Origin of the sequence: Microbispora hainanensis (genome assembly GCF_036186745.1) — a bacterium.
Lineage (GTDB): Bacteria > Actinomycetota > Actinomycetes > Streptosporangiales > Streptosporangiaceae > Microbispora.
This window is the reverse complement of record NZ_CP108086.1, coordinates 5,910,005-5,935,530: the sequence shown is the minus strand read 5'-3', so window position 1 is coordinate 5,935,530 and position 25,526 is coordinate 5,910,005. Positions and strand designations below refer to the sequence as shown.

The window sequence follows — 25,526 nt, the reverse complement described above, 5'->3', positions numbered from 1 at the left end:
CATCCCGGGAAGGCCCTCCTGGGAAAGGCCGGGGCGGCCTCTCGGGAAGGTCAGCGGCGGCCGCGGGGGGCGCCGTCGCGGTCCCTGCGCACGATCGGCTTCCTGCCCTTGATCGTCGTGCGGCGCAGCGCCGTGACCACCTCGTCCACCGCGCCGTCCGGGATCTCGACCAGGGTGAACCGGTCGGCGATCTCGATCGCCCCGATCTCGCGCCCGCTGACCCGGGTCTCCCCGGTGATCGCGCCGACGATGTCCTGGGGACGCACGCCCGCGCTGCGGCCCGCGCCGACGAAGACGCGGCTCATCGCGCCGCCCCCGCGCCGTCCGCGCCGCTCGTCGCGGCCGGACCTGTCGTCGCGCGGTCCGCCGCGTTCGGCCCGCTGCGGGCGCGGCGTGACCTCGGGGATCTCCTCCTCGTCCGCGGCGGCGCCGGTCGACTCGTGGGCGAGCTTGACCGCCGCGAGCGCGATGTCGACCAGGTCGAACTCGTCGGCGAGCGTCTCGACCACCACGCGGAAGCGGTCGAGGTCGCCGTCCTCCATGAGGCTCTCCTGCAGGGCGGCCCTGGTCAGCTCCAGCCGCCGGGCGCGCAGGTCGGCCACCGTCGGCACCTTCTCGACCGTGATCTTGCTGCGGGTGACGCGCTCGATGGTCTTGAGCATGCGGTGCTCACGCGGCTCGGCGAGCGTGATCGCGACGCCCTCGCGCCCGGCCCGGCCCACCCGGCCGATGCGGTGCACGTACGACTCGGGCGCGGACGGCACGTCGTAGTTGATGACGTGGGTGAGCTGCTCGATGTCGAGGCCGCGCGCGGCCACGTCGGTCGCGACGAGCAGGTCGGCCGTCCCGCTGCGCAGCCGGCCCATGACGCGGTCGCGCTGCTCCTGGCCCATGCCGCCGTGCAGGGCCTCGGCGCGGTAGCCGCGGCCGTTCATGGTCTCGGTGAGGCTGTCGACCTCCTCACGGGTGCGGCAGAAGACGATCGCCGCGGTGGGGGCCTCCACGTCGAGCACGCGGCCGAGCGCGGCCGGCTTGTACGCCCGCGTCACGATGTAGGCGCTCTGCCGGATCAGCGGGGCCTCACCGGCGGCGGGCTGCTCCCGCTCGATCCTGATCCGCACCGGCTCGCGCAGGTGACGGCGGGCGATGCCGTCGATGCGCGGCGGCATGGTCGCGGAGAACAGCACGGTCTGCCGGTCCTCCGGGGTGTCCTGGAGGATCGCCTCGATGTCGTCGGCGAAGCCCATGTCGAGCATCTCGTCGGCCTCGTCGAGGACGACCATGCGCAGGCCCTTGAGCGGCAGGGTGCCCCTGCCGATGTGGTCGAGCGCCCGGCCCGGGGTGGCGACGACGACGTCCACGCCGCGCTCCAGCGCCCGCAGCTGCCGCCCGATCGGCTGGCCGCCGTAGATGGGCAGCACCCGCGTGCCGAGGTCGCGGCCGTAGCGGTGCATGGCCTCCGACACCTGTACGGCCAGCTCGCGGGTGGGCACCAGCACCAGCCCCGCGGGCTCGCCGCCGCCGTTCTCCATGGCCGCCGGGTGGAGGCCGGCGTGCAGCCGCTGGAGCATGGGCAGGGCGAACGCGGCGGTCTTGCCCGTGCCGGTCGCGGCCTGCCCGAGGAGGTCGCGGCCCTCCAGAAGCGGCGGGATGGCCTCCCGCTGGATGGGCGTGGGCTCCTCGTAACCGAGACCGGTCAAGGCCTTCAGGAGCTCGGGGCCCAGCGCCAGATCGGCGAATCCGGGTCCTTCGTCGGTCTCGTTCTCGACCATGTCCTGCTCCTGGTCCTGCTCTTGGTCCTGCTCCTGGTCCCGGCCTGTGGCGGGGCGAATGTGCACGGGACGACCCTATGGTCTTTCCGCCCTTACCCCGAACGCCGCCCCCGGCACGCGGCCCGGCGCACCGGTGTGTGCCACGGTGGGCCGGGCCGCGTGCCGCCGCCCGTCTGAAGGCCGTCAGCCCAGGTCGCGGGCGCTGCGCAGCAACGTGGCCAGTTCGGTCACGGCGGGGTCGTCGGTCCGCGCCGCCAGGCGGTCGGCCTGGTCGATCAGCTCGCCGAAGCTCCACGTCCCGCTCTTCCCGGACCACCGGCCGCGCAGGTGCTCGGCGAAGTCGGCGGCCACGGCGTCCACCTGGAGACGGACGGAGGCGCTCCCCCACAGGGCCGGGGCCAGCGCGAACACGTCGACGCTCCGGTCGGCCTCGGACGGCCGCCGGGTGTCGGGGTCGAGCCAGCGCACGGTGGCGGTGGCGAGCCGGCCGTCGGCACCCGGGCGCAGGTGCACCCGATAGAGCGCGGTGACCGAGTGGCCGGGGCCGATCTCCCCGCCGTCCTTGCTGTCGTCGCGGAAGTCCTCCGAGGTCAGCGCGCGGTTCTCATATCCGAGGAGCGCGTACGACTCGACCGCCGAGGGATTGAAGGTCACCTGCGCCTTGGCGTCCCGGGCACGCACCTCCAGGGTGGTGGTGAGCCGTTCGGTGAACGCCTTGCGCACGTCGTCTTCGGTGGAGACGTAGACGGCCGCGCCGTCGCCCCGGTCGGCGAGCTGCTCCATGAGCTCGTCGCCGTACTCGCGGCCGACGCCCACGCACAGCAGGGTGATCTTCTTGCCGGCGTGCTCGCTCACCCGGCCGAGGATGGTCTGCCAGGCGGTGTCGCCGGTGTTGGCCAGGCCGTCGGAGAGCAGGACGACGCGGTTGGTGGCGTCCTGCCTGAAGGAGCCGGCCGCGAGGCGGTATCCGGTCTCGAGGCCGTCCGCCAGGTTGGTCGATCCCCCGGCGTTCAGCCTGTCGATGGCCTCATGCAGCTCGGACCGTCGGGTGACCGCCGTCGTCTCCGCGATCACCTGGGCCTCTTCGCGGAAGGACACGATGGACACCTGGTCGCCGGGCACGAGCTGGTCGACGAGCGTGTGCAGCGCCCGGCGCACGAGGTCGAGCCTGCCGGGCTCGGCCATCGACCCGGAGACGTCCACCACGAAGGTGAGGCTGACGGGCCGCCGCTCCGACGGGTCCGGCTCGCGGGTCTGCAGGCCGACGCGCAGCAGCGCCGTCCTCCTGTCGGGCATCCTGGCCCCGTCGATGTGGACGGCGAAGCCGTCGTCCTCCGGCTCCGCGTAGTCCTGGCGGAAGGCGTTGACGAACTCCTCCGTACGCACCTGCCCGGGGTCCGGCAGGCGTCCCTCCTCCAGGGCACGGCGGGCGTAGCCGTAGGAGGCCGTGTCGACGTCGAGGGCGAAGGTCGACGGCTCCTCCGCGCTGTGCGCTCCCTCGTCCCGGTCGAGAGCGGACGGCTCGTCACCGGTGTCGTCGTGCCGGGCGGAGTCGGGGACGCCCGGCGGGGCGACCGGTGCCCGGGCCCCGGCGTCCGAGGCGGACGGCACGCCGGAGCAGGCGGCGACGAACAGCAGGGCGATCATGGTCAGGGCCGCGAGGATCGGGCCGGATTTCTTCACATGCGCCTCCAAGGTCGGTCCACTCCCTAGGACGGACCCCGGACATCCGCACGCCGCCTCGGACATCCAAGTGAGGGCGAACCGTGCCCGCCTCGTGATCATCGACGCCCGGCGCGTCACGGCTGTCCCAGAAGTCGCTTTCCGCACCGGCCCGGGAACGCATACCGTGTCATAGTGGATCTTCGGGAGCTGAGACGGGCCAGGTTCGCGGTGTCGGTCATGTTCGCCCTGCACGGGGCGGTGACCGGCGGCTTCGCCTCCCGCATCCCCTGGGTCCAGGACCATGTCGGTGTGGGGCCGGGCGGGCTCGGGCTCGCCCTGCTCGCGCCCGCGGCCGGGTCCATCCTCGCGATGTCGACCGCGGGCCGCCTCACGCACCGGTTCGGCGTGCGGGCCGTCACCCGTGCCGGGATCGGCCTGTGGTGCCTGTTCCTCGCCCTGCCCCCGATGGCGCCGGACCTGCCCCTGCTGTGCGTGGCGCTCCTGCTGTTCGGCGCGGTGGCCGGCATCGCCGACGTCGCGATGAACGCCCAGGGGGTGGAGGTCGAGCAGCGGCTCGGCCGTTCGATCATGTCCGGGCTGCACGGCATGTGGAGTGTGGGGACGCTCGTGGGCGGCGGCGTGGGCACGCTGGCGGCGAGCGCCGGCCTCGACGCCCGGCTCCATCTGGGCGGCATGGCGGTCGTGCTGTTCCTCGTGTCCCTGGCCGCCGGACCGCCGCTGCTCGACCTGCGGGCGGGTGAGGACGTGCCGGCCCCGCCCCATTTCGTGCTCCCGCAGCGCGGAGTGCTCGTCATCGGGCTGGTGGGCTTCTGCGCGGTGTTCGCCGAGGGCGCCGCCCAGGACTGGTGCGCCGTCTACCTCCGCCAGGTCGCGGGCGCGTCGCAGGCGGTGGGCGCCGCGGCGTACACGGCCTTCGCGTGCATGATGGCCGCGGGCCGGCTGTGCGGCGACGCCGTGGTGCGGCGGCTGGGGCCGGTGGCGACCGTGCGCGGCAGCGCGGCGCTGGCGGCGCTCGGCGGGCTGCTCGTCGTGGTCTCCCGGACCCAGGTGCCGGCGGTCGCCGGGTTCATGCTGATCGGCGTGGGGATCGCCGTGGTCGTCCCGCTGGTGTTCGCGGCGGCGGGCAACGTCGGGTCGTCGCCGAGCGAGGGCGTCGCGGGCGCGGCCACGGTGAGCTACGCGTCGGGGTTCGTCGCGCCGAGCGCCATCGGCGGGATCGCCACGCTGACCGGGCTTCCCGCCTCGTTCGCGCTGGTCACCGTGCTGCTCCTGGCGGTCCTGCTGGGCGCGGGCAGGCTCGCGCCCCCGGCCCGGGAGGCCGTCCAGGCGGCCTGACACCGGCCGGGCCCGCCGTACGCGTTTCCGCCGTACGGGCGTCTGCCGGAAGTGTCCGGGAGCGTACGCTGCGGGCCAGGTGACGGCCCAGGGACTGGGCGGGGCGCTCGACGGCGCGGTAGGTCAGCGCGGAGCAGGCGAGCACCACCCCGAGCAGCAGGACGCCCATGACCAGGCGTTCGGTGAGGGAGAAGCGGGCCGGGTCCGTCGTCAGCCGCCGGAGCACCTGCACGGCGAGGGGATGCAGCAGATAGACCGAGTAGCTGATCAGGCCGAGCCCCACGAGCGCGCGCGGCATCCGCCGGCGCCGCAGAAAACGGGCGGCGAAGAAGGTGGCCCAGGCCGCCGCGACCGCCGTGGACCAGCCCCAGGTGAACGCCAGCGCCTCGTCGTCGGGCATGCCCCAGCCGGGGCCGAAGGCCCACGCGGCGGCGATGGACGCCACCGGCACGCACGCCAGCGCCCATCCGCTCCTCTTCCAGCGCAGTTGTCCCTGGTCGAGCCGGTAGAGCACGGTGCCGGCGAACATGGTCGCGAGGATGGCGAGGCTCTCCCAGGCCCCGACCCGGCTGTTGGCGCCGAGCAGCACGAGAGCCAGCACGGCGGCGGCCGCGGTGCCGCACACGCGCAGCCGTCCGCGGAAGGCCAGCGACGCGGTCGCCACGAGCAGCACGACCGCCGTGATCACCACGACCTGGGCGGTGCCCGCGCCTCTCGACAGCGCGCCCGCCGGAAGCAGCCCGCCCACGGTGACGGCCGCCGCCGCGAAGGCGAGCATGCCGATGGCGCCGACCCGGTGCATGCCGGCGCGGCGCCCGCCGGCACGGGGCGCCCCCGCGTGGTGCGCGCCCAGCACGAACAGCGCGGTCACGAGCAGGTAGAAGACCATCTCGTACGACAGCGTCCAGAACACGTTGACGACGCTGACCACCTGGAGGAGGTCCTGCAGCATGGTCAGGTGCGCCAGGGCCGAGATGCCCGGGTTGTCGGCCAGCTGGTCCGGCAGCGTCGCGTACACGCCCACCGCCCCGAACACCGTCCCGGCCGCGGCGGCGACGAGCCACAGGGGATAGAGGCGGAAGACCCGGGTGATCCAGAACCCGCCGACGCTGCCGCGCCGTTCCAGCGAGACCGGCACCACGTAGCCGCTGACGAGGAAGAACACGAGCACGCCATATTGGCCGAAGTTGAACCACTGGCTCGCGCCCGCGCGCACCTCGGGAAACAGGCCGTCGAGGCAGTGCTCGAACACCACGACGAGCGCGGCCACGCCGCGTAACGCGTCCAGCCATCCCTGTCGCGGCGCCGACGACGACGGCTGCGACCGCGCGGGTGACGCCTCCTCCCTGAGACGGGTCCGGTTCCTTTCCACGGCATCGACGAACATCCGGTCAGGGTAGAGGGTCAACCTGGGTGAAACGTAAACACTCCCTGAACGCCGCCGCGCTCAGGGAGCGTTCACCTGCCTCTATGCCAGATCCGCCCTCTATGCCAGATCCGCCCTCTATGCCAGATCCGCCCTCTATGCCAGATCCGCCCTCTATGTCAGGTCCGCGCGATCGCGCGCGCCGGCGGCCGCTCTCCAGTCCCCGCCCGGCTACGAGGCGGCCCTCTCGGCAGGCGCGGAGTCATTGGCGGCGGTTCCGGCGCGGGGCAGGACCCGCAGGACGGCCTCACGTGACCCCGTGACCCGCAGGCCCCGCTCCTCGGCTTCGGCGAGGCCGAGGCCGCCGCTGAGCAGGGCCAGGACGCGGGGCGGCGGGCCGGTGACGGTGGCGTCGGCGTCCGGGTCGGCGCCCAGGCGCATCGAGACCCGGCCGGCGTCGGCGTCGATCACCACGGACTGGTCCCCGGCGCGGATCTGGATCGACGACGCCGGCCGGTCGGGCTCGTGGTCGGCGAGGAACATCCGGACGGGCAGCCGCAGCCAGTGGCCGCGGAAGGCGTCCTCGGGCCGGTGGTCGCGCATCAGAGGCACGCCCCAGCGGCCGAGCGCGTCGATCACCGGCTCCAGGCCGGCGCCGCGATCGGTGAGCCGGAACAGGGTGGCGGCGATCGGCGGCGGAGCGTCCTCGCGTTCCACGAGACCGGCGGCCTCCAGCTCGCGCAGGCGGTCGGCCAGCAGGTTGGTGGCGATCCCCGGCAGCCCCGAACGCAGGTCGGTGTAGCGGCACGGGCCACGCGACAGGAGCTCGCGCACGATCAGCAACGTCCACCGGTCGCCGACGACGTCGAGCGCTCTCGCCACGGAGCAGTACTGACCATAGGAACGCATGACCACAGCCTACCAAGCGACTTGAAACAATCACGCTGTCGCTTGACTTTCTTTTCTAAGAACTTTAGAAGTGCGTCATGACCAATCGTGAACGGCGGTCGGCCGCGAGCACGTCTCTCGGCCCGCCGCCCGTGGCTCCGGTCCCCTTCGCTCCCCCGCAAGCGCGCCGTTCGCCGGCAGGCTCGCGCAGCGCGTCGGACCCGGGCTTGTCGGCGGCGCGGGCGCCGCGACCCTCCGCCCTCGCATTCATCCGGCGCCCCGGCGGGGCGGGTTTCCTCGGAGGTTCCCGATGAACGAAGAGATCGCGGCGCTGTCCCGGGCCGCCACGTGGCCGAACGCCGACCGGCGCGTCAGGATCGTGCTGGCCGCCCAGTTCACGGCGGCCGGCCTCGACGCGGAGGGGTTCCGGTTCTTCGCGGAGCTGTCGTCGCGGACGCCGGGCGACGGGCTGCTGCTGGCGCTCGCCGGCGCCTTCCAGTCCCGGCTGGACGGCCAGGCCGAGGAGGCGATCGCCAAGCTCGACGCCGCCACCGAGCTGGACCTCGGGCTCCCCCACTACTACCGCGGGATCTCCCTGGCCGGCCTGCCCGGGTGCGCGGGACGCGCGGAGACCGTCGTCGCGGACCTGGAGTTCGTCCTCATGGTCAGGGACCAGTTCCCGCCGGGCTTCATGCGGCCCGTCCACGCGGCGCTGTCACACGCGTACGAGCTGCTCGGACGCGCCGAGGACGCCGCGCGAGCCCGGGCCCGGGGTGGTCATCTGATCACCGGCTACTGGGCGAATCCCGGGGACGGGTTCCGTTTCGTCCCCCCGCGCCTGGTCGAGCACGCTCCGGGCGTCCACGTGGCGCAGGGCTACGACTTCGCCGACGTCGGCTTCGTCGTCACCGGCACGGGTGTGGTCGCCGTCGACGCGGCGAGCACGCCGGGGCACGCGGCCGCGGCGCTCCGCGCGCTCCGCGAGGTCACCGAGCTGCCCGTCACCCACGTGATCCTCACGCATGCCCATCTGGACCATGTCGGCGGCCTCGACGCCCTCACTGCCGACGGCGCGATGGTGATCGCCCAGGCGAACTTCCCCCGCGAGCTCGCGCTGCAGAACTCCGGCCCGCCGCCGCTGGGCTACTACCTGCCCCAAGGCCACGGCCGCCAGGCCCACGTCGCCCCCGGCCTGCTGGTGGACGCCGTGGAGAAGCTGACCATCGGCGGCGTGGACTTCACGCTCGTCCCGATCGCGGGAGGGGAGACCGACGACGGGCTGGTCGTCCACCTCCCCGGCCTGGACGTGGCCTTCGTCGGCGACATGTGCATGCCCTATCTCGGCTCGCCGACCCTCGCGGAGGGCTCGCCGCAGGGGCTGTTCGACGCCATGCGGACGGTCATGGACCTGCGGCCGCGCACGCTCGTCCACGGGCATCCGGCGCTGACCGAGAACTTCCCCGTCGAGGCGTTCCCCGGCCTGCTGGCCGCACTGCGCGACCTGGAGCGGATCACCATCGCTGCGATCTCGGACGGTCTGACGCTCGCCGAGATCCTGCGGCTCGGCCACCTGCCCGACGTCCTCCGGGACCATCCCGCGGCGGTCATGCCGTACCTGGTCAGCCGTGACACCTTCGTCCAGCGGGTGCATCGCCTGCGTACCGGCTACTGGCATCACAGCGGCGAGGGCGTCGAGCAGTTCACCTCCGCCGAGCTGTCGGCCGCGCTCGACCTGCTGGGCGGCCGGAGCGCCGCGGCCTTCGCCACGGCGGGGCGGGAGCTCGCGCGGCGCGGCGAGCATCCGCTGGCCCTGCACCTCGTCGACCTGGGACTGCTCAGCCATCCCGGCACTCCCGAGCTCGCCGGCCTGCGGCAGAGCCTGCTGGAGTCGATGGTCGCGCGCAACCAGCTGCTCGACCCGTTCAAGTTCATGCACTACGCCGCACGCGCCGGCCTCGAACTGGACCCGGCCGGGTGACGGGCCGTAGCGACACCGCCTCGTGAAAGTTTCGGCTCGTCCGGCCCCGGCGGGCGGCCGGGGCCGAGGTCATCGCGCACGGGCCGGCAGGCGGGCGGGCCGGGTCTTGATCGCGTTGCCGGATCGTGTCTAAGGTCCGGGGAGCCCCGAAGCCGAAGATCGGCACTCCGTCCCCGTGACCACGTGACGCCCGACGCTTCGCCCGGCTCTGCCCATGGCCACGCCCGACCGTCCATCCCCCAGGTGAGGCACCCATGAGACGCATCCGCGCGTGGTTCACGGCCCTCGGCACGACCATCCTGCTGATCGCCGGGCTGTTCGCGCCCGCCACGGGGTCCGCCGCCGCCGTGACGCTCCATCCCGGCGTCATGTGGTACGACACGGCGGGCAACCGGCTGCAGGCGCACGGCGCCGGGTTCTTCAAGGTCGGCTCGACCTACTACATGGTGGGCGAGGACAAGAGCGCCGGTGCCACGTTCACGGCGGTCGCCTGCTACTCCTCCACGGACCTGGCCACCTGGACCCGGGTGGGCAACGCGCTGAGCCGGCAGGGCAGCGGCGACCTCGCCGCCGGGCGGATCGTGGAACGGCCGAAGGTGATCTACAATTCGGCGACCGGCCAGTACGTCATGTGGGTGCACATCGACAACTCCTCCTACAGCGACGCGCGGGCGGGCGTGGCCACCAGCCCGACGCCGTGCGGGCCGTACACCTACCGCGGCTCCTCGCGTCCGCTGGGATTCGAGAGCCGGGATCTGGGCCTGTTCAAGGACGACGACGGCACGGCCTATCTGCTGACCGAGGACCGCAGCCACGGCCTGCGCATCGACCGGCTCTCCGCGGACTACACCCAGGCGGTGAGCACGACGGCGGTGCTCGCCGACCTGGAGTCTCCGGCGATGGTCAAGGTGAACGGACGATACTTCCTGTTCGCCTCGCACCTGACCGGCTGGTCCACCAACGACAACGCGTACGCCACCGCGACCTCCCTGTCCGGGCCGTGGAGCGGATTCACCACGTTCGCCCCTCCCGGCAGCCGCACGTTCGACTCCCAGACCTCCTCCGTCGTGCCGGTGACGGGTTCGTCGGGCACCACGTACCTCTACGTCGGCGACCGGTGGAACCCGAACGACCTCAACAGCTCGACGCCCGTGTGGCTGCCGCTCACGATCAGCGGCTCCACCGCCTCGATGAACGCGTTCTACGACTCCTGGACCATCGACGCGGAGACCGGCACCTGGGCGGCCCCGCAGGCCCCGCAGAGCTTCACGCTCGTCGGCGCCCAGTCGGGGCGCTGCCTCGACGTCGCCGGCGGCGCCGCGACCAACGGCTCGACCGTGCAGATCTACGACTGCCACGGCGGCGCCAACCAGAAGTGGTCCCTCACCTCCTCCGGGGAGTTGCGCACGTTCGGCGGGACGAAGTGCCTGGACGTGTTCGACCAGCGGACCACGGCCGGCGGGACGGTGGGCATCTGGGACTGCAACGGCGGCGCCAACCAGAAGTGGACGGTCAACTCCACCGGCACCATCGTCGGAGTCCAGTCCGGCCTGTGCCTGGACGTGAACGGCAACCAGACGGCCAACGGCACCAAGGTGCAGACGTGGACCTGCAACGGCGGCGCGAACCAGCGCTGGACCCGCGGCTGACGCTCCCCGGCCGCTGCCGGCGACCAGCGCGGTCCCGGTGACGTACGTGCTCGGCTCCCGTGGTTCCCCGCCGTCGGCGGGGAACCACGGGGCCGGCTACAGCGACCTCCGGCTACAGGGACCTCCGGCTACAGCGACCTGAGGAAGGCCAGGCCGTCCGTGGCGAGGGAGTCCTGGGTCGGCGCGAGCGGCCGCCAGATGGAGGCCGCGGTGGCGATCGTCTGGTTGTGGGCGGTGAAGGACTCGATGACGAGGGGGCCCGTATAGCCCACGTCACGCAGGGCCTGGGTGAAGGCGGGCCAGTCGAAGCGGTCGGCGCCTGGTGTGCCCCGATCCGTTCCGCAGACCTGCACGTGCGCGATCCGGCCGGCCGCGGCGAGTACGGCCTGCGCCGGATCCTTCTCCTCGATGTTCATGTGATAGACGTCGAGCGCCAGGCCGCATCCGCCGGGCAGTGCTTCGAGTGCCTGCTCGACGGTGTTGAGCAGACTGGTCTCGTAACGGTTGAGCGGCTCCACCGCGATCGTCACACCTCGCTCGCCCGCGTAGCCGGCCACGGGCTCCAGGTTGTTCCGGAGCTCGGCGTAGACCGTCCGGCGCTCGTCGTCCGACATCCGCCAGGTCCTGCCGACGGAGGCGTAGGCGGGCCCGCCGATCACCGGGGAGCCCACGACGGCCGCCACGTCCACGCAGTGCCGCAGGTAGTCCTGGGTCTCCTCGACGACCCCGGCCGTGGCCGCCACGAGCTCCCGCCCCGGCGGCATGACCAGCACCACCGACGCCTTCAGCCCGTGCTCGGCCAGCAGCGCCGCGGCCTTCTGGGGATCCCAGTCGCCGGGCCGCTCCACCGGCAGCTCGATGACGTCGAACCCCCAGGCCGCGATCCGGGGAACGAGGGACGCGAGATCGTCGTCCGTCAGCGGCGACACCCACACCCACGTGTTCACTCCGAGAGGGAAAGCGCTCACCCCTTCTTACCGCCCCACTGCTCGGGGAATCCCGGCATCCCCTCACAGCCGCACAGCGCGTAGTGCAGCGGCGGCATGTTCGGCTGCAGGTAGCGGTCGAGGGTCTCCTGCGTGATCTTGGGCTGCGGCAGGTTCCACACCTTCGGCACCTCCTCACCCTTGAGGATCTTCAGGGCGGCGATGATCGGTGTGCGCCACTGGTAGGTGGGGTACGTGGGAGCGACGGCGGTGAGACCGTCGTCCTTCCACTTGCGCAGGAAGTCCTGCTGGTCTTCCCCGGTCATCGGCGGGACGGGCATGCCGGCGTCCTCGAACGCCTCGGCGACGGCCACGGAGGTGGCTCCCGAGTCCATCCAGACGCCGTCGAGCTTGCCGTGCCGCTGGATGTAGTCGTTGACGATGCCCTTGGCCTTGGCCGCGTCGCCGTCGGTGAACTCCACGCCGACGACCTGGAGGCCGCTCGCGTCGAAGGCGACCTTCGCCGCCGACCAGCGGGTCTCCAGCACGTCCACCCCGGGGCTGATGCGCAGCGCCAGGATCTTCCCGCCCGCCGGGACCTTCTCCACGAGGAACTCGGCCGCGTCGGCGCCGAACGCGTAGCCGCCGATCGGCTTGATGAACGTCACCGGGCAGTCGGTCTCGACGCCCCGGTCGAAGACGATGACCGGGACCTTCTCGCAGGCGGCCTTGACGGCCGGAGTGAGCGTCGCCGTGGTGTTGGGCGAGACGATCAGCGCGTCGCAGCCCTTGGCCTGCAGCTCGGAGATGTCGGAGATCTGCTTGTCGTCCTTGCCCTCGGCGTCGAGAGCGGTGAGCTTGGAGATCTCCTTGTGCAACGCCACCTCGGCCTGCATGGTCTTCCAGCCGACCTGCCGCCAGGGATTGTCGACCGCCGCGTTGGAGAAGCACAGGTTGTAAGGCCCGTCCTTCTTGTAGTCGGCGGTGGAGACCATCTCCGGCGCGATGGCCTGCTCCCAGGGCTTGTCCGCCGGCCCCTCCGGCGTCTGCGAGCGCATCGCGAGCTGAGCGTCGTAGTCGGCCTGGACGAAGAACTTGGACTGCTCACCGGTTCCCGAGGCCGGCGCCGCCGAAGCGGCCGCGGTCTGCGCCGTGTCCGCGCCCGTGTCGGCGGCCGTGGTGGTGCTCGGCTTGTCGCTGGTGCAGCCGCCGACGGCCAACACCGTCAGAGCCGAAGCGGCGAGGATGAGCGGTCTACGAAACCGCATGGGCGTCTCCTTTAACTTTCGGGGCATCGAGGAAGGGAAGACGGATGGCTCCTGCCGCGACGGCGGCGATGAGGATGACGCCCTGCACGGTGAACTTCAGCGCCCCGGAGACGCCGTACAGGTTCAGCAGGGTGAACAGTGCCTCCAGGGTGAACGCCCCGGCTATCGCGGCGATGACCGTGCCGCGGCCACCGCCGAGGACGACGCCGCCCAGGACGACCGCGGTGATCGCCTGGAACTCCAGCCCCTGGCCGACCTGAGCGGACACTCCGGCGAACCCGCCGAGCAGGATTCCGGCCACCGCGGCGGACAGGCCGGAGAGGATGAAGGCGATGATCCTCACCCTGGTGACCCGTACGCCGGACAGGGCGGCCGCGCGCTCGTTGTCGCCGATGGCGATGAGCGTCCTGCCGAAGTTGGCCCGCATCAGCAGCACGGCCGCGACGGCGACGACCACGAGGATGAGCACGGCCCATCCGGTCTGCCTGCCGAACATGCGGAAGGCTTCCGAGAGCGCGCCGCGCGGCGCGCCGCCCGTCCACAGGAAGACCGCGCCGGACAGCACGAGCATCATGCCGAGCGTGGTGATGAACGAGGGCACGCGCAGGAGTGTCGTCACCGCGCCGTTGACCAGACCGACGACCAGGCCGAGAACGATCAGCAGGGCCAGCACCGGCCAGGTCGCCGCCTCGTCCCCGTCGATCAGGCGGGCGGCGACGACAACCTCGACGGTGACCAGCGATCCGACCGACAGGTCGAACTCGCCGGCGACGATCACCAGGTACTGCCCGGCGGCGAGGATGACCAGGGGCGCGGCGCGCCTGACGAAGGACAGGAACCCGGCAGGCTCGATGAAGAACGGGTTGACGATCGCGATGGCGGCCAGCAGCACCGCCAGCACCGCGAGAATCGGCAGCGCACGCTTCACGTCCGCCTCCTTCCGACCAGGCCCGTACGCCGGGCGTAAACGGCGACGGCGACGACGATCACCACGCCTCGTACGACGTCCTTGAAGAAGGAGTTCACTTCCAGCTGGTTGAACACGCTGTCCAGGACGGCGAGCAGCAGCACGCCGCCCACGGTGCCCGCGACCCCGCCTCTGCCCCCGGCCAGCGCGGTGCCGCCGAGGACGACGGCGGCGATCGACTCGAGGTCGTATCCACCGTCGGTTCCCACGGTCGGGGCTCCGGCGCCGAGCCTGCTGGCCAGCAGCAGTCCCGCGATGCCGGCACAGAGCGAGCACAGCACGTGCGTGACGACGATCACCCGGTCGGTGCGGATGCCGGACAACCTGGCGACCTCGACGTCACCGCCGACGGCGTACACCCGGTAGCCGTACTTGGTCCGTCTGAGCAGGAACCAGGCGACGAAGGCGACCGCGGCCCAGAGCAACGCCGAGACGGGCACGGGGCCGAGCCGGTCGTAGCCGAGGTGCTGGAAGGACTCCGGCACCCGGCCGGCCGGGCCGTCGTAGAGGTCGCTCAGGATTCCCTTGATGATCAGCGAGACGCCGAGGGTGGCGATGAACGCGTGCACGCGCAACTTGCTGATCATCAGGCCGTTGACCAGCCCGACCAGTGCGCTCACTCCCATGACGGCGACGACCGCGAGCACGATGTTGGAGTCCTGGCCCGCCATGGTCACCGCCGCGACCAGCGAGGTGAGGCTGATCAGATAGGCGACCGACAGGTCGAGCGATCCCGCCATGATGGCCAGCGTCTGGCCCACCGCGACGATCCCGAGCGCCGCCGAGCGCTGCTGGATCCCGACGATGGTCTCCAATGTGAGGAACTGGCCGCCGTCCACGGCCACCAGCGCCCAGCCCACGAGGATCACGCCGGCCAGTGCCAGGAAGACGACACTCGTGGGGTTCGCCAGCGCGGCGAACCTGGCCCTGCGGCCGGCGAGCACGTTCGGGGTCATGCGGACACCTCGCCCGCGGCCAGGCTCATGATGGCCTCCTCTGAGGAGCCCGCGGGGAGGGTGCCCGCGATGCGGCCCTCCCGGAGCACGACGATGCGGTCGCTCATGCCGATCAGCTCGGGCAGCTCGGAGGAGATCATCATGATCGCCATGCCGTCCTCGGCCAGCTCGCGCATCAGGTCGTGGATGGCCGCCTTGGCGCCCACGTCGACCCCGCGGGTGGGCTCGTCGAACAGGAGCACCTTCGGGGCGACGGTCATCCACTTGGCGAGCACGACCTTCTGCTGGTTGCCGCCGGACAGGTAGCGAACCTCCTGCTCCTCGCGGGGCGGCTTGAGCCGTACACGTTCCAGCAGGTCCCGCACCCCGCTGCGGCGAGCGCCACGGCCCATCGCGCGGGTCACGAGCAGGGCGTTGTCGCGCACCGACTGACGCAGGGCCAGGCCCTCGCTCTTGCGGTCCTCGGTCACCAGGCCGATTCCGGCCCGGATCCCCTCGCGGACCGAGCGCGGGCGCACCGGCGTCATCTCGCCCCGGGTGAACGGCTCGGCGCCGAACAGGGCCTTCGCCAGCTCCGATCGGCCGGATCCCTGAAGCCCTGCGATGCCGACGATCTCTCCCGCGTGCAGCTCCAGGTCGATGTCGTGCAGCCGGTCGTTGCCGCCGCCGGTGACCCGGAGCCGTGTCTCCCCGGCCGAGGTGGAGCGTGGCGGGAAGTAACCGTTCAGATCGCGCCCGACCATGAGGCGGACCAGATCCTCGGACGTGACGTCCCCGGTGGCGACCGTCGTGACCAGCTTGCCGTCCTTGATGACCGTCACGTGATCGCTGAGGTCGAACACCTCGCGAAGCCGGTGAGAGATGTAGAGCACGGCGATGCCTCGCTCCTGCAGGCGCCGCACCAGCCGGTAGAGCAGTTCGACCTCGTGCTCGGCGAGCGCGGCGGTGGGCTCGTCCATCACGACGATCCGGGCGTCGAGCGACAGCGCCTTGACGATCTCCACGACCTGCTGCTGAGCGACCGACAGGCGCTTGACCGGTTGCCGGGGACCGAAGGAGTCCTCACCCAGTTCGGCGAGCAGCCGGGCGGTCGCGGTGTCCATCGCGGTCCGGTCGACCAGGCCGCGCCGCATCGGTTCCCTGCCGAGGAAGACGTTCTCGGACACGGTCCGCTCGGGCAGCAGGTTGAACTCCTGATAGATGATCGCGACGCCGGCGCGCTGGGCGTCCAGCGGATGGCCGAACGACACGCGCCTGCCGTCGATCTCGATCGTCCCCTCGTCGTGTGCGTGCACTCCGGCGAGGATCTTCATGAGCGTGGACTTGCCCGCCCCGTTCTCCCCCACGATCGCGTGGACCTCGCCCGGCACGACCGCGAGGTCGACTCCGGACAACACCCGGACGCCGAAGAAGCTCTTGCCGATGCCCGTCATGGTCAGCATCGGGTCTACTCCGCCGCGGGAACGGAAGGGAGAAAAGCCTCACGGATTCGCGTGGCGTGGCCACCCGCGGAGGCGAAGTGAGCAAGGGCCCGGCTATTGCCGTACCGCTGGGTCTGGATTCCCGGCTCGGGCACGCCGTTAACACAGGTCATAAAACTCGCTCCCGGCCCGGCACCTTGTCTGAGAGTGTCAGAACTTTAGGTGCGCCGCCTACATAGTGCCGCGAGCGTATACACGACTTATGACTTTGGTCAAGCAAAAGGGGAGTAGGGTAAAACATAAGGAAACGTCGAGCAGTAAGGAGTGCCAGTGGCTCAGGGCATGCCCGGTGGGACCGGAGCGGGAGCACTACTCTCGATCCTCCGTGACGGGCGAGCGCGTACCCGCGCTGAGCTGGTCCAGCTCACTGGTCTGTCAAGAAGCGCGGTGTCCCAGCGGATCGACGCTCTGCTGCACCAGCGCCTGATCCTGCCCTCCGAGGACACGACTCCATCGGGCGGCAGGCCCGCCACCGCCTTCTCCTTCCACCGTGAGGCCCGCATCGTGCTGGCCGCCGACCTCGGTGTCACCCACGCCAGAATCGCCGCCAGCGACCTCGGCGGGGCCGTCCTGGCGGAACGTGCCGCCGACCTGCGCATCGACCGCGGACCCGTGCCGACCTTGAGCTGGGTTCTCGACACCTTCCGGGAACTGCTCGCCGAGTGCGGCCGCCCGCTGTCGGACGTGTGCGGCGTCGGCGTCGGCCTCCCCGGCCCCGTGGACCACGCGAGCGGCACGGCGGTCAGCCCGCCGATCATGCCGGGCTGGGACGGCTTCCCCGTGCCCGGCTGGCTCGGCGAGCGGCTCGGCGTCCCGGTGCTCGTCGACAACGACGTGAACATCATGACGCTGGGCGAGCACTGGGCCGTCCACCCCGAGGTCGAGCATCTGATCTTCGTCAAGGTGGGCACCGGCATCGGCTGTGGCATCATCGCCGGACGCCGGCTGCATCGCGGGGCCCGAGGCGCCGCAGGGGACATCGGCCACATCCGCATACCCACCATCGACCAGGTGCAGTGCCGCTGCGGCTACGTCGGCTGCCTGGAGGCCGTGGCAGGCGGCGCGGCTCTGGCCGCCCGCCTCCGCGACGCGGGGCTCGACGTCGCCGATGGCCGGGATGTCGTCCGTCTGACAAAGGAGGGCAACTCTCTTGCCATCCGCTTTGTCAGACAGGGTGGCAGAGAGGTCGGCAGCGCGCTCGCCTCGATCGTCAACTTCTTCAACCCCACGCTGATCGTGATCGGGGGCGACCTGGTCGAAGCGGGCGATCACCTTTTGGCGGGCGTACGCGAAATGGTTTACGGCCGCTCGCTGCCACTGGCGACCCAGAGTCTCGGCATTCGCGCGAGCGAGCTCGGTGACCGGGCGGGCGTCACCGGCGCCGCCGTCATGGTTATCGAGCGCATCCTGGATCCCGAAACGGTCGATCGGTCATTTACTACGTGACTTCTGTCAAATACCGCCTTACCGTCTGACCTATAAATCGGACGTACGCCTCGGAATATCCGGGCCACCCCTCCGGCGGAGGGGTGGCCCTTTCCTTTTCCGCTCCCGCCGCCGGTTCAGGACTGGTTGAACAGCGACAGCGTGATGGTGGAGTGGTATTCGCCGGCGGCGACGTCGACCGGGGTGCGCAGGGCGAGGTCGGCGTTGACCTGGGAGGTGCCGATCTCGTCGGCGGAGTTGGCGGTGGAGACCAGCAGCTCCTGGCCCTCCAGACCCACCGTGGGAGCTCCGGAGCCGTCGGAGATGACGCTGGAGACCGGCTCACCGGCCGCCACCGCACCGGTGGAGGAGTCGCTCAGCAGGCGCGGCTTCCAGCCCAGGTACTCCGGGCCGATCTTCTTGCTCGGGTCGTCGGCCGCGACGAACTCGCTGGCCTGGCCCACGACCGCCCAGTACTCGCCCGCGGGGATCTCCTCGGGGGTGCGGGTGTCGGTCACGGTGACCGTCGGCAGGGTGCCGGTGAACTGGCGGGCGGTGGCGTCCGACCCGTTCTCCTCCAGCGACACCCCCGTGTTGTCGGCCACCGTCATCGACAGCTGACCGGGCGTGCTGGTGGACTGGATGTTCACCGACACGTCGACGCCGCCGGTGCCGGCGGGGTCGTCGTCGGCCGCCGCGGGACCGGCCAGGCCGGCACCCGCGAGGGCCAGACCGAGCACGGACGCGGCGAGCACCTGCGTCGCTCTGTTGATTTTCATGTTCGCTCCATCCATGGGGGGCGGGGCCGGCCTGCCGGGCGGCCGGCCCCGGGTTGAGCTACGGCGGTGACCCCGTCGTGGTGGCGTCGTCGTGGTGACCCCGTCGTCCGAGGTCACCGCCGGTGGCGTGGTCAGGCGCAGCTGATCGCGTTGTAGGCGGCGTCGTAGGTCGCGGTGACCTGCTTGCCGTCGATCGTCGCGGTCCCCTTGACCGTCGCCTTGCCCGCGCCGATCTGCCCGGCACGCGCGTTGAAGGACTGGTAGGCCTGCTTGCCCGGGGCCACGTCGGCCACGGTCTTCGAGCCGTACGGGGTGGTCAGCTCCACCGTCGCCGGCACGTCACCGTCGTTGACCGCCGTCACCGCCACGTACGCCGACGTGCCCACACAGCGGGACGAGGCGGTCACGGTCAGCGGAACGCCGGGAGACGAGGACACCGGAGTGAAGGCGAACCGCTGGTTGTCGTCGTTGCTGCAGGTCCACTGGATCAACGCGGCGCCGTTGGCCGTCGACCTGCCGTTGATGTCGAGGCACAGCCCGCTCACCGCCGAAGTGATCTGGTAGGCGTCTCCGGATGGGACGAGATAGAACCTCTGGTTGACCTGGTCCTGGTGCCCGTCGGGATGGCAGGCGTACTGGACGAGCTGGGTGCCCGTCGCCGTCGAGCCCCTCGGCACGTCAAGGCACTTGCCGCTCTTGACGTTCTTGAGCTGGTAGGCCCCCGCGGTGAAGGGAACGGCCTCCCACTGCTGCTCGCCGCCCTCCGTCGCACTCATCTGCACGATCGGGGCGTCATCTGCGGTGGAGGCGTTCTGCGGCGCGACGAACTTGCCGCTGTGCTTGGCGGAGATGGTGTACACCCCCGCGGCCCCTCCTCCGACCGTGATCGTCGTGACCATGCCGATCCACTTCGTGCCGTCGTAGCCCGAGTGGAACCTGCAGATGACCGTCCAGGTCCCTTCCTTGTCCAAGGTGTACGAGACCGGCGGGCCTCCCGGCGAGACGGCGCCCTTGGTGACCTCGAAGATGTCGCCGGCGTTCGGGTCCGGGTTGCCGCCTGGCGGCACGAGCCAGACATCGTGCGGCATCGCCGCGTCGGGCGCGTTGAAGTGCCAGGTGATGGTGCCACCGCGGGCGATCTCGCAGTTGCCGGGACTCCACGTCGTGCCCATCGCGTAGATGTCGCACGTCGTGGGGAGCGTCTTGCCGCCGTCGGCCACAGTGAAGACGACGCTCTGCGAGGTGGAGGTGTTACCGGAGTAGTCGGTGGCCCGGTAGTCGACGGTGTACTTCCCCGGAGTCTTGAACGGGACCGGCGCGTCGTAGGCGGTCCACTCTCCGCCGTTAACGCGGTATTCGACCTTCTCCACGCCGGCACAGCCGACGTCGTTGGCGGTGAGCTTGAGCGTGGCCGAGTCGATGTAGGTGTTCTGCTGGCCGGGGTGGGCCCGGCCCTCGATCTGGTTCGACACCGTCGGCGCCTGGGTGTCCTCGGCGCACGTGGTCTGGGGCTTGAACTCGATCTTGACCAGCTCCATCTTCATCGTGGAGTTGATCTGGCTGCGGCAGCAGCCGAAGGTCCAGCGCCCCATGTAGAGGGCGCCGTCGGGCCCGAACCTGGTCGGGATCACGAAGCTGTTGTTCGGCGTGCCGAAGTGGTTGACCGGCAGCCAGTCGTTGACCCGGAGCATCTGGTTGTTGTCCTGCCGCAGGCGGACCTCCTTCCAGAACCCGTTGTCGTCCCCACGGTTGGTGATCAGCCACGAGCCGTCGTAGTAGGGCGGGAAGGCGCCGGGACCGTAGCTGTCCTTGTATCGGTAGACCGGGCCGGTGACCGGCTGCATGCCGCCGGAGCCCAGGTCGCCGAAGGCCAGCGGATCCTGACTGCCCGGGTTGCCGGGGTACTTGCGCCAGATCGTCGCCGGCTTGGCGGGGCCGGGGATCTCATCCAGGCCCTGGAACGTGGGCTGCGAGCCCGTGCCCCCCGGCGGAGCCCAGGTGAGGTCGGACGGGATCTTGTCGAGCGAGCAGTCGTACTGCTGGCCGGTCGAGGAGTTGGTCGCGTAGTTCCAGCGCCACGTGGTGTTGGTCTTCGAGTTGTCGCCGACGCAGAACGGCCAGCCCTGGAAGCTCGGCTTGTCGACCAGATCCCACTCACAGGTGCCGGCCGGGGCACGATCGGCCTGGTCCACCGAGTTGTCGTGGCAGTACTCGCCGACGACGACCGTACCCGGATGCGCGGGGTCGACGTGCACCGTGAAGGGCTGCCGGAAGCCCATGGCGTAGATCTCCGGCCGGGTCTTCGCGGTCCCCGGCGGGAACATGTTGCCCTCGGGAACCGTGTAGGTCTTGTCCAGGCCGGGGTCCTCGCCGCTCGGGATGTCGTCGATCGGCTTGATGCGCAGGATCTTGCCGCGCAGGTCGGCGGTGTTCGCCGCCGTCTTGCGCGCGTCCCAGCGCTCCGAGGCACGGTGGTCCATCGGCGGGTAGCGGTTGTGGCCGGGCGCGTTCGGCGAGGTGTCGTCGCCGACGCCGAGGTAGAGGTTGCCCTCGGAGTCGAACACCAGGCCCGCGCCCCCGACATGGCCGGGGCCGTTGTCGGTGGGGCCGCCCGGGAAGCCTGACGGGTTGCCCGAGATCTTCGCCTTGGGCACGCGCAGGATCTCCCGCTCGTCGTACGGATGCGCCGGGTCACCTCCCGCCTGTGCGGGCAGGAACGCGGTGCCGTCCTCGTTCAGCGTGAAGCGGCTGATCACGTTGTAGCCGACCGTCTGCTGGTTGCCCGTGGTCGGCCAGTCGGGGTTGCGCGGGGAGTAGTAGACATAGATGTCGCGCTTGTCCGGCTTCGACAGATCGAAGCCCGGCTCCAGGCTCATCCCCAGCACGCCGTCTTCGGAGTTGCCGTGGTCGGCGCGCGTCGGGATCGTCGCGACCGTGGTCGAGTTGTTCGGCGGGCCGTTCGGGTCGTGCATCTTCACGTAACCCTGGGTCTGGTAGCCCGTCGCGGGACCGATCTCGGTCCAGTAGAGCTTGCCGTCCCGCGCCACGTCGAGAGCCATCGGGCCGTTCGCGTTGTCGACCAGGGTCGTACGGGTGAAGTTCGACCAGACGGTGCCCGAGCAGTCGGTCTTGTCCCCCTCGCCCGCGACCCAGCGCACCCCGCCGACGATCTGCTTGACCAGCGGGTTGTCGCCGCCGTTCTCGGTGTAACGAACGCCGAAGTGACCCTGCGAGGTCACCCAGGTCCGTCCGTCGTTGTAGGGCCGCTGGGTGGCGGTGCCGTCCTTGACCCTGTCGCCGTCGTAGAGCTTGCACCACGTCGTGGGGTGGTCCGCGCCCATCTTCTGGCTGCCGGTGTTGTAGGTGCGCTCGTCGAAGGTCGCGAGCACATGGTGGGTGCCCCGGACGCTGCGGACGAAGTTGTAGTGCTCGTCGGCGATCTGGTAGGTGTCGGGCAGGTCTTTGGTGGAGAGGTGGTTGTGGTCGGCGACCTGGACGGTCGCGGCGTTGCCGGTCGCCGACCCGTTCGAGTGGGCGGTCATCGTCGTGCCGATGAGGCTGTCCGGCCCGCCGTCCCACCAGTCCCACACGGAGGTGCCGGCGCCGGCGTCGGTCATGTTGTGCACGGCCGCGATTCCGCCGCTGTTCTGGGTGAAGCGGATCAACGCGTCGCGCTGGGCCTGGTCGAGGAGCGGTCCGGGCCGGCCGCCGCCTGCCCATGACCAGGATGAGTTCAGGAACAGGATCGCGTCGTATCGGGACAGGTTCTCGTCGGTGAAGATCCGGGGATTCTTGTTCGGGTTGTCGCAGTTGTTCGCGCCGCCGCCGTTGTTGTCGCAGTCCTCCCAATCGACCTCGTAGCCTGCGTCCTCGAGAGCGGCCTGCACCACAGGGCGCCCGTTGTCGATCCCATCGGCGTGCCGGTATCCGGTCGTACCGGTATAGATGAGGATTCTCTTGCTGTCCTCCGCCTTGGCAGGAGCCGCAAGGAAACCTTTGTCGGCCGTCCCGGTGCTCGTCGCAGGGGCGGCAGCAGCCTGGGGGGTGCTCTTCGCTTGGGCAGTGGTCGCCGGGGTGAGCATCTGAGCCCCTAAAGCGACCGTAGTCAGCGCGATCAGAGAACGCCTCACACTCCGCGCGGGCAGCGCGGCGTTCCGCATACCACTCACTTCCTCTCCCTATGCGGCGGCGACCAGCCCCGCGGCCGGAGCGATGTGGTTCGACCGCCCGAGGTTCAGACGTAGCGTCCGCATCTTTTATCCTTGTGTCAAGAACTTTCGTCTTGGAAAATGGAAAGTCAGTCTCAATCTGACGTTGATTCCCTCATTGCTGACGTTAGTTGTCTTGATCCAGGCGGTTTCGTCGGTTAGCGTCCCCGCTATGAGCGGGCAGAGAGTTCACCGGCGACTTCTCAGCGTCGCTGCGGCCACAGTGTCGATCACCATCGGAGCGCTGACCCTGACGGGATGCAGCGACGACTCCGGCGAGGCGAAGGCGAAGGGGCGCGACCTGACCGCGCTGCAATGCCCGATGGTGGAGACCGGGCAGAACGGGGGTGCCGACCAGTACAAGCCCGCGGAGAACGCCTTCGACACGGCGGAGCTGCTCGGTCTGGATCTGGCCGAGGCCCGTGAGAAGGCGGCCCGCCACAACTGCGAGATCGTCGTCTCGCGCGAGGACGACAGGAGCCTGCCCGTGCCGATAGAGATCGACCTGGCGAGGATCTACGTCTACACCGCGCACGGCGTCGTCAGCCAGATAGAGGGTGTCGGTGGTGGTCTCTGAGGGCGGCGGCCCGATGCGGCTTCTCACCAGGGTTTCGATGATCGCCGCAGGCCGGCGGTCACGGTGGGTCGTGATCGCGGCGTGGCTCGCGTTCGCGATGCTCGCGGTGCCGCTGCAAGCCGACCTCAACGAGCGGGCCGCCGACGAGAGCGAGACCTTTCTCGTCCGGGGATCCGAGTCCGCGGCGGTCAAGAAGATCGTCGACGAGCGGTTCCGGCTCGGCAGCGAGACGGCGGCGGTGATCGTCTACTTCCGCGAGAGCGGGATCACCCCGGACGACGGACGGCGCGCCGACACCGACGCCCTCGCGCTGTGCCGCTCCGCCGCGATCCCGAACCTGAGGATGGTCGCCACCCCATACCAGCGCGCGTGCGGCGAGGCCGACCCGCTCGACATGAGCCCGGGCGCCTCGCTGCTCACCTCACCCGACGAAACCGTCATCTTGAGCACGGTCCTGATGGCCGACGACTCGACGCCCGACATCGAGCAGGCGGTCGCGGCGATCCGCGAGGTCGTCCCGCCGGCCACCGGCGACGAGAGCGGGCTGAGGGCCTTCGTGACCGGCCGCGCCGGATTCGAGGCCGATCGGAACGCCGCGCTCGGAGGGGTCAACGGAACCCTCCTGGCGGTCACCGTCGCCGTACTGCTGCTCCTGCTGCTCGTGACCTACCGCTCGCCGCTGGTCGCTCTGGTGCCGCTGGCCGTCGTCGCCCTCGCCTACCTGGTCACCTCCGGCCTCGCCTACGGCCTCGTCGCCGCCGGGGCCACCGACATCAGCGGGCAGACGACCTCGATCCTGGTCGTGCTGATGTTCGGCGCGGGCACCGACTACTGCCTGCTGATCGTGGCGCGGTTCCGCGACGAGCTGCGCCGGACGCGGGACGTCAGAGAGGCGATGGTCGCCGCCGCCCGGCGCACCGGCCCGGCGATCGTCTCCGCCGGAGCGATCGTCATCGGCACGATGACGATCCTCGCCCTCGCCGACTTCAACGCCACGCGCGAGATGGGCCCGATCCTCGCCCTCGGCGTCGCGGTCATGGTCTGTGCCGGCCTGACGCTCCTGCCCGCGGTGCTCACCGCGCTCGGCCGGCGGGCGTTCTGGCCGGCGGTCCCCCGCCTCGATCCCGGGTCCGCACCCGCGATCACGTTCTGGGAGCGCGTCGCGGGCCTCGTCCACGCACGCCCGGGGGTGATCGCCGCGGCGGTCGCCGCCGTCCTCGCCGCGGGCGCGCTGGCCGGCCTCGGCGGGCGTCCGGCGCTCGACTTCTCCGAGTCCTTCCGCGAGGCGCCGGACTCGGTCCTCGGCCAGCAGGTGATCCGCGACCACTTCATCCCCGGCCGGGCGGCGCCGCTTCGCATCGTCGTGGCCGACGATGTGGCCGGGAAGGTCCAGAGCGCTCTCACCGAAGGCACGCACACGCCGGTCGCCGACATGCACGCGGTGGCGAGGTCGGTCGGGGCGGACGGCTCCTCCCCGGGGGCGGAGGCGCAAGGCCGGCCGGGTTCCGCGAACGACCTGATCACCTTCGACGCGGACCTGCGGATGGATCCGTTCTCGGAGCAGGCCACCGACGCCGTCCCCGCGCTGCGCGAGGTCGCCGAGCGCGCGGCCGGCGGCCGGACGGTCATGATCGGCGGGACCGTGGCAGAGAACTACGATGCCCGCCAGGCACTCGGCCGTGACACCGGGCTGATCGTCCCGGTCAGCCTCGCCCTGATCCTCGTCGTCCTCGCCGTGCTCCTGCGTGCGGTGGTGATGCCGCTCTACGTGATCGCGACCGTGATCCTCTCCTTCGGCTTCGCCCTCGGCGTCAGCTCCCTCGTCTTCACCCACCTCATGGGCCAGCCGGCCTCGGACCCGAATCTGCCGATATACGCGTTCATCTTCCTCGTCGCCCTAGGCGTCGATTACAACGTGTTCCTCCTCGGCCGGATCCGCGAGCAGCGCCGCAAGCACGAAACCCGCCGTGCGGTGACGGAGGCCCTCGCGCGGACCGGTGGCGTGATCACCTCCGCGGGCCTCGTGCTCGCCGCCACCTTCGCCACGTTGATGGTGATCCAGATGGAGTCGCTGTTCCAGATCGGCTTCGTGGTGACCCTGGGCCTGCTCGCCGACACCTTCCTCGTGCGGGCCCTGCTCGTCCCCGCTCTCGCGATAATGCTCGGCGAGCGGAACTGGTGGCCGTTCAACACGACAGCGCGCCCGCCGGAAGCAGGCCCGCCCACGGTGAGAGCCGCCGTCAGCCTGGGAGAATCGTGAGCACT

The 25,526-nt window shown here is 70.8% G+C and carries 17 protein-coding genes; 6 read left to right on the top strand and 11 right to left on the bottom strand.

Going from position 1 to position 25,526, the window contains the following annotated elements; all coding sequences use genetic code 11:
* Positions 1 to 50: 50 nt before the first annotated feature.
* Entirely contained in the window at positions 51 to 1,838 is a 1,788-nt protein-coding gene (locus OHB01_RS27390; protein WP_419197552.1) for a DEAD/DEAH box helicase, read from the bottom strand.
* A gap of 117 nt (positions 1,839 to 1,955) precedes the next feature.
* Positions 1,956 to 3,455, bottom strand: coding sequence for a vWA domain-containing protein (locus OHB01_RS27385; RefSeq protein WP_328854161.1), 1,500 nt, complete (start codon positions 3,453 to 3,455; stop codon positions 1,956 to 1,958).
* Positions 3,456 to 3,629: 174 nt separating this feature from the next.
* Between OHB01_RS27385 and OHB01_RS27380 the strand changes: the two genes are divergently transcribed.
* Positions 3,630 to 4,793, top strand: a complete 1,164-nt coding sequence (locus OHB01_RS27380) for an MFS transporter (protein ID WP_328854160.1) — start codon at positions 3,630 to 3,632, stop codon at positions 4,791 to 4,793.
* On the opposite strand, the gene OHB01_RS27375 is transcribed toward OHB01_RS27380, so the two are convergent.
* Entirely contained in the window at positions 4,714 to 6,180 is a 1,467-nt protein-coding gene (locus OHB01_RS27375; RefSeq protein ID WP_142648831.1) for an acyltransferase family protein, read from the bottom strand. The two genes, OHB01_RS27380 and OHB01_RS27375, sit on opposite strands and share 80 nt — an antisense overlap.
* Positions 6,181 to 6,390: 210 nt before the next feature.
* Positions 6,391 to 7,068 carry a winged helix-turn-helix transcriptional regulator gene (locus tag OHB01_RS27370; protein WP_142648832.1) on the bottom strand — a complete coding sequence of 226 codons (678 nt, stop codon included), beginning with the start codon at positions 7,066 to 7,068 and terminating at the stop codon, positions 6,391 to 6,393.
* 289 nt (positions 7,069 to 7,357) lie between these two features.
* Here OHB01_RS27370 and OHB01_RS27365 point away from each other — a divergent pair, with 289 nt between their 5' ends.
* Together OHB01_RS27365 and OHB01_RS27360 are read left to right on the top strand one after the other, a co-directional pair.
* Positions 7,358 to 9,025: an MBL fold metallo-hydrolase gene (locus tag OHB01_RS27365; RefSeq protein ID WP_142648833.1), complete on the top strand. Its 1,668-nt coding sequence runs from the start codon at positions 7,358 to 7,360 to the stop codon at positions 9,023 to 9,025.
* Positions 9,026 to 9,279: 254 nt separating this feature from the next.
* Positions 9,280 to 10,674 (top strand): lectin, encoded by a 1,395-nt coding sequence (locus OHB01_RS27360; RefSeq protein WP_142648834.1) that lies wholly within the window; start codon positions 9,280 to 9,282, stop codon positions 10,672 to 10,674.
* Positions 10,675 to 10,802: 128 nt separating this feature from the next.
* Here OHB01_RS27360 and OHB01_RS27355 read toward each other — a convergent pair whose 3' ends face one another.
* Genes OHB01_RS27355 through OHB01_RS27335 form a run of 5 tightly spaced genes read right to left on the bottom strand, consistent with a single transcriptional unit; the run spans position 10,803 to position 16,233 of the window.
* Positions 10,803 to 11,621 carry a sugar phosphate isomerase/epimerase family protein gene (locus OHB01_RS27355; protein WP_260617337.1) on the bottom strand — a complete coding sequence of 273 codons (819 nt, stop codon included), beginning with the start codon at positions 11,619 to 11,621 and terminating at the stop codon, positions 10,803 to 10,805.
* Between the two features lie 17 nt (positions 11,622 to 11,638).
* Complete coding sequence (locus OHB01_RS27350) at positions 11,639 to 12,868, bottom strand: ABC transporter substrate-binding protein (RefSeq protein ID WP_142648836.1); 1,230 nt, start codon at positions 12,866 to 12,868, stop codon at positions 11,639 to 11,641.
* Positions 12,855 to 13,796 carry an ABC transporter permease gene (locus OHB01_RS27345; RefSeq protein ID WP_142648837.1) on the bottom strand — a complete coding sequence of 314 codons (942 nt, stop codon included), beginning with the start codon at positions 13,794 to 13,796 and terminating at the stop codon, positions 12,855 to 12,857. The genes OHB01_RS27350 and OHB01_RS27345 overlap by 14 nt, the downstream gene beginning before the upstream one ends.
* Positions 13,793 to 14,791: an ABC transporter permease gene (locus tag OHB01_RS27340; RefSeq protein WP_142648838.1), complete on the bottom strand. Its 999-nt coding sequence runs from the start codon at positions 14,789 to 14,791 to the stop codon at positions 13,793 to 13,795. The genes OHB01_RS27345 and OHB01_RS27340 overlap by 4 nt, the downstream gene beginning before the upstream one ends.
* Positions 14,788 to 16,233, bottom strand: a complete 1,446-nt coding sequence (locus OHB01_RS27335; RefSeq protein WP_142648839.1) for a sugar ABC transporter ATP-binding protein — start codon at positions 16,231 to 16,233, stop codon at positions 14,788 to 14,790. Before OHB01_RS27335 ends, OHB01_RS27340 begins: the two co-directional genes overlap by 4 nt.
* Positions 16,234 to 16,554: 321 nt before the next feature.
* Between OHB01_RS27335 and OHB01_RS27330 the strand changes: the two genes are divergently transcribed.
* The gene (locus OHB01_RS27330) at positions 16,555 to 17,718 is read left to right on the top strand and encodes an ROK family transcriptional regulator (protein WP_142648862.1); all 1,164 of its coding nucleotides are present in this window, start codon (positions 16,555 to 16,557) and stop codon (positions 17,716 to 17,718) included.
* Positions 17,719 to 17,834: 116 nt separating this feature from the next.
* Here OHB01_RS27330 and OHB01_RS27325 read toward each other — a convergent pair whose 3' ends face one another.
* Together OHB01_RS27325 and OHB01_RS27320 are read right to left on the bottom strand one after the other, a co-directional pair.
* On the bottom strand, positions 17,835 to 18,476 hold the full coding sequence (locus OHB01_RS27325) for a hypothetical protein (RefSeq protein WP_328854159.1): 642 nt from the start codon (positions 18,474 to 18,476) through the stop codon (positions 17,835 to 17,837).
* A gap of 131 nt (positions 18,477 to 18,607) precedes the next feature.
* Entirely contained in the window at positions 18,608 to 22,558 is a 3,951-nt protein-coding gene (locus OHB01_RS27320; protein WP_168066072.1) for a ThuA domain-containing protein, read from the bottom strand.
* A 298-nt stretch (positions 22,559 to 22,856) separates the two neighbouring features.
* Between OHB01_RS27320 and OHB01_RS27315 the strand changes: the two genes are divergently transcribed.
* Together OHB01_RS27315 and OHB01_RS27310 are read left to right on the top strand one after the other, a co-directional pair.
* The gene (locus tag OHB01_RS27315) at positions 22,857 to 23,261 is read left to right on the top strand and encodes a hypothetical protein (RefSeq protein WP_328854158.1); all 405 of its coding nucleotides are present in this window, start codon (positions 22,857 to 22,859) and stop codon (positions 23,259 to 23,261) included.
* A complete protein-coding gene (locus OHB01_RS27310) occupies positions 23,251 to 25,521 on the top strand; it encodes an MMPL family transporter (RefSeq protein WP_328854157.1) in 2,271 nt (756 codons plus the stop codon). Before OHB01_RS27315 ends, OHB01_RS27310 begins: the two co-directional genes overlap by 11 nt.
* Positions 25,522 to 25,526: the final 5 nt, after the last annotated feature.